This is a genomic window from Mesorhizobium sp. U510 (assembly GCF_059180695.1).
Genome location: NZ_CP180532.1, coordinates 6,576,036 through 6,588,996, shown reverse-complemented (window position 1 = coordinate 6,588,996; position 12,961 = coordinate 6,576,036). Strand labels below are relative to the sequence as shown.

General features: G+C 63.8%; 10 protein-coding genes. 9 read left to right on the top strand and 1 reads right to left on the bottom strand.

What is annotated here, in order from left to right:
- Positions 1 to 75: 75 nt before the first annotated feature.
- The 8 genes from ACLGL5_RS33945 (at position 76) to ACLGL5_RS33910 (ending at position 10,690) form a co-directional block, all read left to right on the top strand.
- The gene (locus ACLGL5_RS33945; protein WP_069093043.1) at positions 76 to 1,755 is read left to right on the top strand and encodes an amidohydrolase; all 1,680 of its coding nucleotides are present in this window, start codon (positions 76 to 78) and stop codon (positions 1,753 to 1,755) included.
- Between the two features lie 139 nt (positions 1,756 to 1,894).
- A complete protein-coding gene (locus tag ACLGL5_RS33940) occupies positions 1,895 to 2,989 on the top strand; it encodes an ABC transporter ATP-binding protein (RefSeq protein WP_019860926.1) in 1,095 nt (364 codons plus the stop codon).
- The gene (locus ACLGL5_RS33935) at positions 2,989 to 3,909 is read left to right on the top strand and encodes an ABC transporter permease (RefSeq protein ID WP_019860925.1); all 921 of its coding nucleotides are present in this window, start codon (positions 2,989 to 2,991) and stop codon (positions 3,907 to 3,909) included. The genes ACLGL5_RS33940 and ACLGL5_RS33935 overlap by 1 nt, the downstream gene beginning before the upstream one ends.
- A complete protein-coding gene (locus ACLGL5_RS33930; RefSeq protein ID WP_019860924.1) occupies positions 3,902 to 4,702 on the top strand; it encodes an ABC transporter permease in 801 nt (266 codons plus the stop codon). Before ACLGL5_RS33935 ends, ACLGL5_RS33930 begins: the two co-directional genes overlap by 8 nt.
- 23 nt (positions 4,703 to 4,725) lie before the next feature.
- Positions 4,726 to 5,760 carry an ABC transporter substrate-binding protein gene (locus ACLGL5_RS33925; RefSeq protein WP_019860923.1) on the top strand — a complete coding sequence of 345 codons (1,035 nt, stop codon included), beginning with the start codon at positions 4,726 to 4,728 and terminating at the stop codon, positions 5,758 to 5,760.
- Positions 5,761 to 5,824: 64 nt separating this feature from the next.
- Positions 5,825 to 7,021 carry a serine hydrolase domain-containing protein gene (locus tag ACLGL5_RS33920; RefSeq protein WP_069093525.1) on the top strand — a complete coding sequence of 399 codons (1,197 nt, stop codon included), beginning with the start codon at positions 5,825 to 5,827 and terminating at the stop codon, positions 7,019 to 7,021.
- A 34-nt stretch (positions 7,022 to 7,055) separates the two neighbouring features.
- The gene (locus ACLGL5_RS33915) at positions 7,056 to 8,237 is read left to right on the top strand and encodes a serine hydrolase domain-containing protein (protein ID WP_069093042.1); all 1,182 of its coding nucleotides are present in this window, start codon (positions 7,056 to 7,058) and stop codon (positions 8,235 to 8,237) included.
- Between the two features lie 128 nt (positions 8,238 to 8,365).
- Positions 8,366 to 10,690: a Tex family protein gene (locus ACLGL5_RS33910; RefSeq protein WP_069093041.1), complete on the top strand. Its 2,325-nt coding sequence runs from the start codon at positions 8,366 to 8,368 to the stop codon at positions 10,688 to 10,690.
- Here the strand turns inward: ACLGL5_RS33910 and ACLGL5_RS33905 are convergent, their stop codons facing one another.
- Positions 10,691 to 11,602 (bottom strand): LysR family transcriptional regulator, encoded by a 912-nt coding sequence (locus tag ACLGL5_RS33905; RefSeq protein ID WP_069093040.1) that lies wholly within the window; start codon positions 11,600 to 11,602, stop codon positions 10,691 to 10,693.
- A 102-nt stretch (positions 11,603 to 11,704) separates the two neighbouring features.
- On the opposite strand from ACLGL5_RS33905, the gene ACLGL5_RS33900 reads away from it, so the two are divergent.
- Positions 11,705 to 12,901, top strand: coding sequence for an acyl-CoA dehydrogenase (locus tag ACLGL5_RS33900; protein ID WP_069093039.1), 1,197 nt, complete (start codon positions 11,705 to 11,707; stop codon positions 12,899 to 12,901).
- Positions 12,902 to 12,961 lie beyond the last annotated feature (60 nt).

The window sequence follows — 12,961 nt, the reverse complement described above, 5'->3', positions numbered from 1 at the left end:
CCGCTCCGGTGGAGTGGCAGGTCGTTGAGCGCAGGGCTGTCGGTCTCAGTCGGTCATCAAAAGCGCGGAGTCGCGATGTCTGCTACGGGTACGGGTCACAATGCGGATCTGATCGTCATCAATGGTCGTGTGCTGACCATGGACGGTGGCAATCCCGTAGCCGAGGCCGTTGCCGTCAAGGATGGCGCCATCATCGCCGTTGGCAGCCGGGTCGCCATCGAAGAACTCAAGGGAACGGCCACGCAGGTGATCGACGCCAAGGGCGGTTCGGTCCTGCCCGGCTTCATCGAAGCCCATATGCATCTGTTCTCGGGAGGGGCTGAGCTCGCGCATCTTCAGCTTGGCGGTGTCCATGGCTTCGAAGCGCTGCAAAAGGCGATCCGCGACTATGCATCGACCAAGCCCGACGCAAAAATGCTGGTCGGGCAGGGCGTCGACTACACGGTGCTCGGCGACGAGCGGGTGACGCGCCACCATCTCGATGCGATCCTGCCGGATCGCCCGTTCTGCATGGCGGCGCCCGATCATCACACGATGTGGGCCAACACCAAGGCGCTGGAGATGGCCGGCATCCTGCAGGGTCGCGCGCTTGGTCCAGGCAATGAAATCGTCATGGGCGAGGATGGCCTGGCAGCCGGCGAACTGCGCGAGGGCGAGGCCTTCGGCCCGGTGCTCGATCTTGCCGGCGAGGGCCGGGTGCGGCTGGGGCTGGCGACCGGCGGCGAGCCGGATCCAATGCCATCCGCGGCCGAACGCGCCGGCGACCGCGACATCATGCGGCGCGGCCTGGCCTGGTGCGCGCGTCACGGCATCACCTCCATCCAGAACATGGACGGCAATCTCTACCAGCTCGAGCTGCTGGCCGAAATCGAGGCCGAGGAGGGGTTGCCCTGCCGTGTGCAGATACCCTTCCACTACAAGAATTTCATGACGCTCGACATGCTCGACAAGGCATCCGTCATGACCGAGAGCTACAACAGCGAGTGGCTGTCGTCGGGCATGGTCAAGGTGTTCTATGACGGTGTGCTCGATTCCTGGACGGCTGTGATGGTCGAGCCGTATGCCGACCGTCCCGACTGGGTGGGCGAGCCGCTTTTCACACCGCAGCAATTCATCGATCTCGCCGTTGCCGTCGACAGGCGTGGACTGCAGATCGCGGTGCACTCGATCGGTGATGGCGCAGTGCGCGCGGTGCTCGACGGCTACGAGGCGGCGCAAAAGGCCAATGGCAAGCGCGACAGTCGCCATCGCATCGAACACATCGAGGTCACCACCACGGCGGACGTGCCGCGCTTCGCCGAACTCGGCGTCATCGCCTCGATGCAGCCGCCGCACCCGCCCGGCGCCATGGATTTCCCGCTCGAGCCGACCGTGTCGCGCATCGGGCCGGCCCGCTGGCCATTGAGCTATGCCTGGCGAACCCTGAAGAATGCCGGCGCGCATATCGTCTTCGCCTCGGATTGGCCGGTGTCGCCGATCGACCCGATCCTGGGCATTCAGGCGGCAGTGATGCGCAAACCATGGGCAGACAGCGACCCGGACCAGAGTTTTTCGCTGCAGGAATCGCTCGCCGCCTACACGGTCGAGGGCGCCTATGCCGAATTCGCCGAACACCGCAAAGGCACGCTGAAACCAGGCTATGTGGCCGACCTGGTGGTGCTGTCGGCCGATATGGAAAAGACGGCGCCGGCCGATCTGCACAAGGTGCGCCCGGTGACGACGATTTGCGGCGGCAAGGTGACCTATCAGGCCTGACAATGGCATGAGGCTTGCTGGCTAAAGACGGACTGAACTGTGATTCAATGCCGGGCTTGCCAACCTACCGGGCGTGTGGTCACATCGAACAGGGGAACAGCTCCGCCAGCAAGAGCGGGGTCAACAGTGAGGCGTAATCGTGCCGGACAAACCGGATCGGAATGCGATTGAAGTAGTAAACGTCAGTAAAATTTTCGGATCGGGTGAGGGGCAGGTCGCCGCCCTCGACAAGGTGTCGGTATCCATTCGCGAGAACGAGTTCTTCACGCTGCTGGGACCGTCCGGCTGCGGCAAGACGACCCTTCTGCGACTGATCGCCGGCTTCGACTTTCCAACCGCCGGTGAAATCCTGCTCTACGGTCAGGACATCGCGCCGCTGCCGCCCTTCAAGCGGCCGGTCAACACCGTCTTCCAGTCCTACGCGCTGTTCCCGCATATGACGGTTGCCGACAATATCGGCTTCGGCCTGGAGATGCTCGGCAAGCCGAAGGGCGAGATCAAGGCGCGCATCGCCGAGATGCTCAAGCTGGTCAAGATGGAAGCGCTGGCCGGCCGCCGCACGGCCCAGATTTCCGGTGGCCAGCAGCAGCGCGTGGCGCTGGCCCGGGCGCTCGCGCCGCAGCCGAAAGTGCTGTTGCTCGACGAACCGCTCTCGGCACTCGACTACAAGCTGCGCAAGGAGATGCAGATCGAGTTGAAGCGGCTGCAGCACGAGACCGGCATCACCTTCATCTTCGTCACCCATGATCAGGAAGAAGCGCTGACCATGTCGGACCGCATCGCGGTGATGTCGTCGGGCAAGATACTGCAGGTTGGCTCGCCCTGGGATATATACGACAAGCCGGCGGAGCGCTTCGTCGCCGACTTCATCGGCGAGACCAACTTCCTCACCGCCGCCATATCGGGCACCGGCAACGGCAAGACACGCGCGACGCTCAAATCCGGGACGACCATCGAGGCGACCGTTGCCGAAGGGTTCCAGCCGAAGGACAACGCCACGGTGGTGGTGCGGCCCGAGCATGCCAAGCTGACCAAGGACAAGGGAGACCTGTCTGGCACGGTCGAGAACATCGTCTATTTCGGCACCGACACGCATATCCATGTCCAGCTCGACAGCGGCGAGGCCTTCACCGTGCGCCAGCAGAACACGCGCAGCGCAGGCTGCGGTTTCGAGCGCGGCGACAAGGTCGGCATCCTGATCGGCAACGACGCCGCGCAAGTGCTGAGGGACTGATGGCCACCGCGGAAGAAGTCGCCAAGGCAGCGGAACGGCGTGATGTCCGTGACCGCTGGCTTTTGTCAGCACCGGCGCTGCTGGTCATCCTGCTCGCCGCGACCGGCCCGTTGCTGATCGTGCTCGTCTACTCGTTCCTGACGCCCGGCGCCTATGGCGACGTGAAATGGCAGTTTTCACCCGACGCCTGGGTGTCGGTGTTCATGGAACGTGACATTTTCGACGACACGCTTTCGCTTGCGGCGGCGCATGTCACCATCTTCTGGCGCTCGATCAAGCTTGCGGTGGTGACGACGCTGGCGACCTTGGCGCTCGGTTTCCCGACCGCCTATTTCATGGCGACGCGCAGCGAGAAGACCAGGGATCTCTGGCTGTTCCTGATCACCATCCCGTTCTGGACCAACCTCCTGATCCGGACTTTCGCGGTGCTGCAGATCATCCGCAACGAAGGCATCATCAACACGATCCTGCTCAAGCTCGGCATCATCTCGGCGCCGATCCAGATCCTCTACACCGACACCGCGATCCTGATCGGCATGGCCTATGTCTACCTGCCGCTGATGGTGCTGCCGATCTACGCCAGCATGGAGAAGCTCGATTTCCGCCTGGTCGAGGCCGGCTATGATCTCTACGCGACACGCTTCAAAGTGCTGCGGAAGATCATTTTCCCGCTGGTCAAGCCCGGCGTCATTGCCGGCTCGATCCTGGTCTTCATTCCGGCACTCGGCGCCTATGTGACGCCGGTCGTGCTGGGCGGCGGCAAGAACATGATGCTGTCCAACCTGATCGAATTGCAGTTTGGACAAGGACGCAACTGGCCGCTTGGCTCGGCGCTGTCGATCACGGTGATGGTCATCGTCATGCTGGCGTTGCTTGCCTATGTGCGCAACGCCGGCAAGTCAGGGGTGCGTCATGGCTAGCAACTTCTCCATCAAGCACCAGCCGGGCTTCACGGCGATCGCGGCGACCTGCTTCGTCGTGCTCTATTTGCCGATCATCGTGCTGGTCCTCTACGCCTTCAACGCGGCGAGCTCGACATCCGAATGGGGCGGCTTTTCGCTGAGATGGTTCCAGTCGGCCTACCAGAACACGCAGGTCATCGACGCAACGCTGCGCTCGTTCCAGATCGGTGCCATCGCGGCGGTGCTGTCGACCATCTTCGCCACGATGGCGGCACTCGCCACCACGCGCACCGCCCCCTATCCCGGACTCACCTTCAAATATGCGGCAATCAACCAGCCGCTGATGGTGCCCGAGATCGTCACCGGCGTGGCGCTGCTGATCTTCTTCTCGCGCATCAAGATCTTCACCGGCTATTCCGGCCTCGGTTACCTGATCGCCGCGCATACGGCGTTCTGCATTCCGTTCGCCTATCTGCCGATCCGGGCGCGGCTGGAGAATATGGACCTGACGCTCGAGCGCGCCGCGGCCGATCTCTACGCGACCCCGTGGAAGACCTTCCGCCGTATCACGCTGCCGCTTTTGTGGCCCGGTATCCTTGCCGGCCTGATGCTGGCCTTCGTCATCTCGCTCGATGACGTCGTCATCACCGAGTTCGTCAAATCGGGCGGCCAGGACACGCTGCCCACCTACATGCTCGGCCAGATCCGCCGTGGCGTCACACCCGAGATCAACGCGATATCGACCGCCTTCCTGCTGCTTTCGGTCGCGATCGTCACGTTGTTTTTCTTCGTCAGCAGGAAACGAGACTGAACCTGAAAATGGGAGTTAGAACGATGAACTGGAAGACAACGGCGACCGCCATGGGGTTGGCGCTGCTCGCTTCGACGGGCCTCGCCCGCGCCGAGGGCGTGCTCAACATCTACAATTGGGGCAACTACACCAGCCCCGACGTGATCAAGAAGTTCGAAGACAAATACAAGATCAAGGTGACCATCACCGACTACGATTCCAACGACACCGCGCTTGCCAAGATCCGGCAGGGCGGCACCGGCTTCGACATCGCCGTGCCGTCGCAGACCTACGTCCCGATCTGGATCAAGGAAGGCCTCCTGCTCGAGACCGATCCGGGCAAGATGGAGAACTTCAAGAATGTTGCGCCGGAATGGGCCAATCCCGAATTCGATCCGGGCCGCAAATATTCGGTGCCGTGGGCCTGGGGCACGATCGGCGTCGTCGTCAACACCGATGCCTACAAGGGGCCGGCCGATACGTGGGGCATCGTCTTCAACACGCCCGACGAGCTGAAGGGCAAGGTCAACGTCGTTCCCGAGATGAATGACGTCATCTTTGCGGCGATCAAATATGTCGGCGGCCAGCAATGCACCGACGACAAGGCGGTGCTGAAGAAGGTGCGCGACCTTTTGGTGGCGGCCAAGCCGAACTGGATCGCGATGGAATACAACACCATCGAAAAGATGGGTGCCGGCGACTTCAAGGCAACCAGCGACTGGAACGGCTCGGCGCTGCGCCAGCGTCTGGCCAATGCGGCCATCCATTACAACTATCCGAAGGAAGGCTTTGGCCTGTGGAGCGACAATGTCGTCGTCCTGAAGGAAGCCAAGAACGTCGAGAACGCCAAGCTGTTCCAGAACTTCATCATGGATCCGGAAAACGCGGCTGGCCTCTCGGCCTTCCACCGTTACGCCAACGCCATCACCGGCTCGGACAAATACATGCCGGCCGACATGAAGGACGCGCCGGAAGTCGTCATTCCGGCCGACGCCAAGCCGAAAGGCGAATTCCAGAAGATGTGCGCGCCGGAAACGCAGGAACTCTACACCAAGATCTGGACCGAACTGCAGAAATAATCGCTGCATGCCAGACCCGGCGGCAAACACCGCCGGGTCTTTCCTTTTCCGGGAATGGCCTTTCATGGACTCCTATCGCAACAGCGATCCGCGGCCGCCGATCATGCAGGGCTCGCCGCCAGTCATGGTGTTGCCGAAGCTCGACTGGGACCGGCCGCCTTGGAACCGCTGGGCGTTCCAGCACATCAGGGAAATTCTGCCCACCGCCGAAGTCTGGCGCGGCAATGGCCATCGCCATCGGCTCGAACGCGCCGAGGTCGATCTCGACGGGCTGCCGGTCGAGGACAGCGAGGGCAGGCCCTCGACGCTCTCCGGGTTGCTGGACGAGACCTATACGGATGGTTTCCTCGTGCTCAAGCACGGCAGGATCGCCTATGAGCGCTATTTCAACGGCATGGACGTGCGCACGCTGCATCTGTCGCAGTCGATGTCCAAGTCCATCACCGGCTCGGTGTTCGGCATATTGGCCGGGCGAGGCCTGATCGATCCGGCCAGGCCGGTGACCGACTATTTGCCGGAACTCGGCGCCACAGGCTGGGCCGGCGCCAGCGTTCAGCATGTGCTCGACATGACGACGGGCGTGCGTTTTTCCGAAGAGTATACCGACCGCTATTCCGACATCGGCCAGGTCGATGTCGCCACCGGCTGGAAGCCGGTGCCGCCGGGCAGCGATCCGGACTTCCGCTGGCCCTCGCATATGTTCGAGCTGATCCTGGGCTTGAAGGACACGATCCGCCCGCATGGCGCCCAGTTCCAATATCGCTCGATCGAGACCGACGTGCTCGCCTTCATCATGGAGCGGGTGACGGGCAAGCGGCTGGCGCAGCTGGTGTCGGAGGAACTCTGGCAAAAGCTCGGCGCCGACGAAAGCGCCTGCTTCACCGTCGACAGCGCCGGCTATGCGCTGGCCGATGGCGGCTTCAACGCGACGCTGCGCGACTATGGCCGCTTCGGCCAAATGATCCTCGACAATGGCGGCGGCATCGTGCCGGCCGACTGGATCGAGGCGACACGCAATGGCAGGCATGGCCCTGATTTCTCCGCCAGCCTGCCGCAGGGCAGCTACCGCAACCAGTTCTGGATCGAGAATCCCAATTCGCGCGCGCTGATGTGCCGGGGCGTGTTCGGGCAGATGATCCATATCGACTGGAACACGGGAATGGTCGTGGTGAAGCTTTCGACCTGGCCGGATTTCAGCAATCTCGCCTACTCCACGGCGACGCTGAAGGCCGTGCACGCCATCGCCGCCGCGCTGCTCTAGGCCCCCCACAAGAAACGACCTTGAAGGAAACGCCATGACCGGCAAGACCGCGTTCGAGATTCGCCACGGCTTCCGCCGCAACGAGGTGCTGCTTTCCAACTGGCGCGAAAGCCCGTTCAACCGATGGTCGTTCCAGAACCTTGGCGAACTGGTGCCGACGGCACGCGTGGCCGCGGCGTCGGCTGGTGCCGAGGCACAAGCGATGGATTTCGGTGGTTTGCTCGGCGAAAAGGTTTCGGTTGCCAGCGCGCCGGAGACGGTCGCCGAATTCCTCATACGCTCCACCACCGACGCGCTGACGGTGATGAAAGGCGGCAAGGTGATCGGCGACTGGTTCGCGCCGCACATGGATTTCGGCGCCCGCCACATCATCTTCTCGATCAGCAAGTCGGTGACCGCCATTATAGCCGGCATATTGGAAGGCGAGGGGGCGTTCGATCCGGAAGCGCCGGTGACGACCTACATTCCCGAAGCCGCTGGCTCGGCCCATGGCGATGCGAGCACGCGCCATGTGCTCGACATGAGCGTCAGCCTCGATTTCGAAGAGGCCTATCTCGATCCGGAAAGCGCCTTTGCCCGCTATCGCCGCGCCACGCTATGGAACCCGGGTGGCGGCACGGAAAGCCTGCGCGAATTCATCCTGTCCTTGCAGCGACTTGCCGAGCCGCACGGCCAGACTTTTCGCTACCGCTCGCCCAATTCCGACCTGCTCGGCCTGCTGCTGGAGCGCGCGTCCTGCCAGCGCTTCAGCGACCTGATGCGCGAGAAGCTGTGGCTGCCGCTTGGCGCTGTCAGCGAGGCCTCGATCGGCGTCGACATGGAAGGCACGGCGCGCACCGCCGGCGGCATTTCGGTGACGCCGCGCGACCTGGCGCGCATCGGCGAGATGATGCGGCAAGGCGGTACCGCCAATGGCCGCCGCATCGTGCCGGAGGCCTGGGTGCGCGATACCGTCAGCACCGGCGGCAGTGCGGAGGCCTGGCAGCGTGGCACGATGGCTTTCCTGTTCCCCCATGGCCGCTATCGCAACAAATGGTACCAGACAGGCAAGCCGAGCGGCGCCTATTGCGGCATCGGCATTCATGGCCAATGGCTCTATGTCGATCCGAAGGCGGAGGTGGTCATCGCCAAGATGTCGTCGCAGCCGGTGCCGGTCGACGATCCGCTCGATGCCGAGATTGTAGCGTTCTTCGAAGCGCTGACCCAACTGGTCTGACCCGTCGGGCGCGGCTTCGTTGCCGCATGCTTTCCTGTGGACCGCCCGCGACGGTTGAAAACGTCGCGGTTGGCGAGACAGGCGTCTGCGCCTATGGTCGCCGCTCTTTTGATGAGAGCAGGAACGACATGGCATCCGACATCAAGCGCATCGCAGCCATTATCGCGGCAGAGATCAAGGCGCGGCCCGAACAGGCGGCGGCGGCGATCGAATTGCTCGACGAGGGCGCGACGGTGCCGTTCGTGGCGCGCTACCGCAAGGAGGTGACCGGCGGGCTCGATGACACGCAGTTGCGCGACCTTGCCGAGCGGCTCGCCTATCTGCGCGAGCTCGACGCCCGCCGCGACACCATCCTCGGCTCGATCCGTGAGCAGGGCAAGCTGACCGAGGACCTGGAAACCAAGATCGCTGCCGCCGCCACCAAGGCGGAACTGGAAGACATCTATCTCCCCTACAAGCCGAAACGCCGCACCAAGGCCGAGATCGCCAGAGAGCGTGGGCTGGGGCCGCTGGCCGAGGCCATCCTTGCCAACCGTTCGCTCGTGCCTGCCGAGGTAGCGCTGGCCTATGTCACCGAGGAGGTGGCCGACGTCAAAGCTGCACTTGAAGGCGCGCGCGACATCCTGTCGGAGCAGTTCGCCGAGAATGCCGATCTGGTCGGTAAACTGCGCACCTACATGAAGGACCGTGCCTTCATGCGCGCCCGGGTGGTCGACGGCAAGCAGGAGGCCGGCGCCAAATTCTCCGACTATTTCGACCATGTCGAGCGCTGGGCAAACGTGCCGAGCCATCGCGCGCTGGCCATGCTGCGCGGCCGCAACGAAGAGGTGCTGTCGCTCGACATCGAGGTCGATGCCGACGATGCGTCGCCGGTGAAACCGGTCGAACGGATGATCGCCAACGCCTATGCGATCGGCGCCAGCCTGCCCGGCGACCGCTGGCTGATGGAGGTCGCCGGCTGGACCTGGCGCATCAAGCTTTCGCTGCACCTGACGCTCGATCTGATGCGCGACCTGCGCGAGCGGGCCGAGGAAGAGGCGATCCATGTCTTCGCCCGCAATCTGAAGGATTTGCTGCTGGCCGCGCCGGCCGGATCGCGGCCGACGATGGGGCTCGATCCCGGCATCCGCACCGGCGTCAAGGTGGCCGTGGTCGACGGCACCGGCAAGCTGGTGGCGACGACGACGGTCTATCCCTTTCCGCCCAAGAACGATGTGCGCGGCACGCAGGCCGAACTCGCCAAGCTCATCCGCCTGCACAAGGTCGAGCTGATTTCGATCGGCAACGGCACCGGCAGCCGCGAGACGGAGAAGCTGGTGGCGGACATGCTCTCCGACATGCCTCCGGACGGCGGACCGAAGCCGCTCAAGGTGATCGTCAGCGAGGCAGGCGCCTCGGTCTATTCGGCGTCGGCGACGGCGGCGGCCGAATTCCCCGGCCTCGACGTGTCACTGCGCGGCGCGGTGTCGATTGCGCGCCGCCTGCAGGATCCGCTGGCCGAACTGGTCAAGATCGAACCCAAATCGATCGGCGTCGGCCAGTACCAGCACGATGTCGACCAGTACCGGCTCGGCCGCTCGCTGGAGGCGGTGGTCGAGGACGCGGTCAATGCGGTGGGCGTCGATCTCAACACCGCTTCGGCGTCGCTGCTGGCGCGGGTTTCGGGCCTTGGCGCATCGCTCGCCGACGCCATCGTCGCGCATCGCGATGCGACCGGCCCCTTCGCCAGCCGCAAGGACCTTCTGAAGGTGCCGCGGCTGGGACCGCGCGCCTTCGAACAGTCCGCCGGCTTCCTGCGCATCGCCAATGGCAGCGAGCCGCTCGATGCCTCGTCGGTGCATCCGGAAGCCTATGGCGTGGCCAAGAAGATCGTCGCCGCCTGCGGCCGCGACGTGCGCTCGCTGATGGGCGACAGTGCCGCGCTCAAGGCGCTCGATCCGCGCGTCTTCGTTGACGAGCGTTTCGGCCTGCCGACGGTGCGCGACATTCTGGCGGAGCTGGAAAAGCCCGGCCGCGACCCGCGCCCCGGCTTCAAGACGGCGACCTTCGCCGACGGCGTCGATGACATCAAGGACCTCAAACCCGGCATGCTGCTGGAAGGCACCGTGACCAATGTCGCGGCCTTCGGCGCCTTTGTCGATATCGGTGTCCATCAGGACGGGCTGGTGCATGTCTCCCAACTGGCCGACCGCTTCATCAAGGACGCGCATGAGGTGGTCAAGGCCGGCGATGTGGTCAAGGTGCGGGTGGTCGACGTCGACATCAAGCGCAAGCGCATCGCGCTCTCCATGCGCAAGGATGGCGGCGAGGGTGGTGCGTCGCGTGGTGGGCCGCGCGACAATGGCGGCGGCAGACCGCCGCCGCGCTCGCCAGCGCCGCAACGCCAGCCGGAACGGCCGGCCCAGCAAGGGGCCTTCGGTGCGGCGCTGGCGGATGCGCTGAAGCGCAAGTAGCTACCAGGCCAGAACGGCCGGCTCCTTCTCAATCTGCTCCAGCAGCCAATCGCGAAAGCTGGCGACGGGAGGATGGTCGCGCTTGTCGTGCGGGACGACGAGGTAATAGGCGCTGCGGCTTTGCATGGGCTGGCCAGGCGCCGGCACCAACTGGCCGCGCTGCAATTCGCCCGCGATCAGAAGCAGCGGCAGCAGCGCCACCCCAAGCCCCGCCATGCACGCCTGGGCGGCAGTGCCGAATTGTTCGAACTGCATGCCTGGTCCGGCCGGCGCGCTCAGACCCTGATGCTCGAACCATTCGGTCCAGGCGCCGGGTCGCGTCGCCATATGCAACAGCGGCAGGCGGCCAATATCGGCCGGCGTGGCGATGGCGCGGCCGGCGAGGAATTCGGGCGACGCCACCGGCGCGACAGTTTCACGCACCAACAGTGTCGAATCGGCCTCCGGCCAGTCCGGCAGGCCGTAATGGATGGCAGCATCCAGCCTTTCCCTGGCGAAGTCGAAGCGGCCGACGCGGGTGACGAAGTTGATGGTGATGTCGGGATTGCTCTCGACGAAATCGGGGATCATCGGCATCAGCCAGCGCGTGCCGAAGGTCGGCAAAATGGCAAGGTTCAGGATGCCACTATGCCGATTGCTCATCAATCCAAGGGCCGCGTCGCGCAATTGGCCAAGCGCCGAACGCACTGCTTCGGCGTAGATTTCCCCAGCCGTCGACAGCCGGACATTGCGGCTGTCGCGCTCGAACAGGCGGCGGCCGAACTGGTCTTCGAGCAACCTGATCTGCCGGCTGACCGCGCCCTGGGTCAGATCCAGCTCTTGAGCAGCGGCAGTAAAAGACCCAAGCCTGGCCACCGCCTCGAAGGCGGCGAGGGCACTGATGTTGGGCAGGAGGCGGCGCTGGACACTCATGATCTATTCCTAACGCTCATTGATCCGTGAATCAATTTCGTTTGATTTTTTAAGGCTGCGGGCCGATAAGCTGGGCTTCACCCGTTTGAGGATCGACAAGCCATGGCCGCCGACAAGAATGCATTCGTCTGGGAAGACCCTTTCCTGATCGAGGACCAGCTTTCGGAAGAAGAGCGCATGGTGCGCGACGGCGCGGCGGCCTTCGCCGCCGACAAGCTCGCGCCGCGCATCGAGGATGCCTATCTCAATGAAAAGACGGATGCCGGCATCTTTCGCGAGATGGGCGAGGCCGGCTTGCTCGGCATTACCATCCCGGAAGAGTATGGCGGCCTCGGCGCCAATTATGTGACCTACGGGCTGGTCGCGCGGGAAGTCGAACGCGTCGATTCCGGCTACCGCTCGATGATGTCGGTGCAATCGTCGCTGGTAATGTATCCGATCCACGCCTATGGCTCGGAAGAGCAGCGCAAGAAGTACTTGCCCAAGCTTGCCAGCGGTGAGTGGATCGGCTGTTTCGGCCTGACCGAGCCGGATGCCGGCTCCGACCCGGGCGGCATGAAGACGCGCGCCGAGAAGACGGCGAACGGCTACAAGCTCAGCGGCTCGAAGATGTGGATTTCCAACGCGCCGATCGCAGACGTGTTCGTCGTCTGGGCGAAGCTGAAGGGCGAGAACGGCAAGGACGAGATCCGCGGCTTCGTGCTGGAAAAGGGCATGAAGGGGCTGTCGGCGCCGAAGATCGGCGGCAAGCTGTCGCTGCGCGCGTCGATCACCGGTGAAGTGGTGATGGAAGGCGTCGAGGTCGGCGAGGACGCGCTGCTGCCGAACGCCAAGGGCCTTGGCGGCCCGTTCGGCTGTCTCAACCGGGCTCGCTACGGCATCTCCTGGGGCTCGATGGGTGCGGCGGAAGATTGCTGGCACAGCGCCCGCCAATATGGTCTCGACCGCAAGCAGTTCGGCAAGCCGCTGGCCGGCACGCAGCTTTACCAGAAGAAGCTCGCCGACATGCAGACCGAGATCGCGCTGGGATTGCAGGCATCCTTGCGCGTCGGGCGGCTGCTCGATGCAGGCAAGATGGCGCCGGAAATGATCTCGATCGTCAAGCGCAACAATTGCGGCAAGGCGCTCGACATCGCCCGCCAGGCCCGCGACATGCATGGCGGCAACGGCATCCAGATCGGGTACCACGTCATGCGCCACGCGCAGAATTTGGAGACGGTCAACACCTATGAGGGCACGCATGACGTGCATGCCTTGATCCTGGGAAGGGCGCAGACAGGCATTCAGGCGTTCTTCTAAGTCATGCCTCAAGCTGGTTTCAGCTGCTTAAATTAGGTGCACCGCAACATCTGTGCTTGG

Excerpts from the sequence above, each read along its gene's own strand:
- ACLGL5_RS33920 (WP_069093525.1), top strand. The coding sequence starts at position 5,825 with ATGGACTCCTATCGCAACAGCGATCCGCGGCCGCCGATCATGCAGGGC.
- ACLGL5_RS33910 (WP_069093041.1), top strand. The coding sequence starts at position 8,366 with ATGGCATCCGACATCAAGCGCATCGCAGCCATTATCGCGGCAGAGATC.
- ACLGL5_RS33935 (WP_019860925.1), top strand. The coding sequence starts at position 2,989 with ATGGCCACCGCGGAAGAAGTCGCCAAGGCAGCGGAACGGCGTGATGTC.
- ACLGL5_RS33930 (WP_019860924.1), top strand. The coding sequence starts at position 3,902 with ATGGCTAGCAACTTCTCCATCAAGCACCAGCCGGGCTTCACGGCGATC.
- ACLGL5_RS33925 (WP_019860923.1), top strand. The coding sequence starts at position 4,726 with ATGAACTGGAAGACAACGGCGACCGCCATGGGGTTGGCGCTGCTCGCT.
- ACLGL5_RS33900 (WP_069093039.1), top strand. The coding sequence starts at position 11,705 with ATGGCCGCCGACAAGAATGCATTCGTCTGGGAAGACCCTTTCCTGATC.
- ACLGL5_RS33945 (WP_069093043.1), top strand. The coding sequence starts at position 76 with ATGTCTGCTACGGGTACGGGTCACAATGCGGATCTGATCGTCATCAAT.
- ACLGL5_RS33905 (WP_069093040.1), bottom strand. The coding sequence starts at position 11,602 with ATGAGTGTCCAGCGCCGCCTCCTGCCCAACATCAGTGCCCTCGCCGCC.
- ACLGL5_RS33915 (WP_069093042.1), top strand. The coding sequence starts at position 7,056 with ATGACCGGCAAGACCGCGTTCGAGATTCGCCACGGCTTCCGCCGCAAC.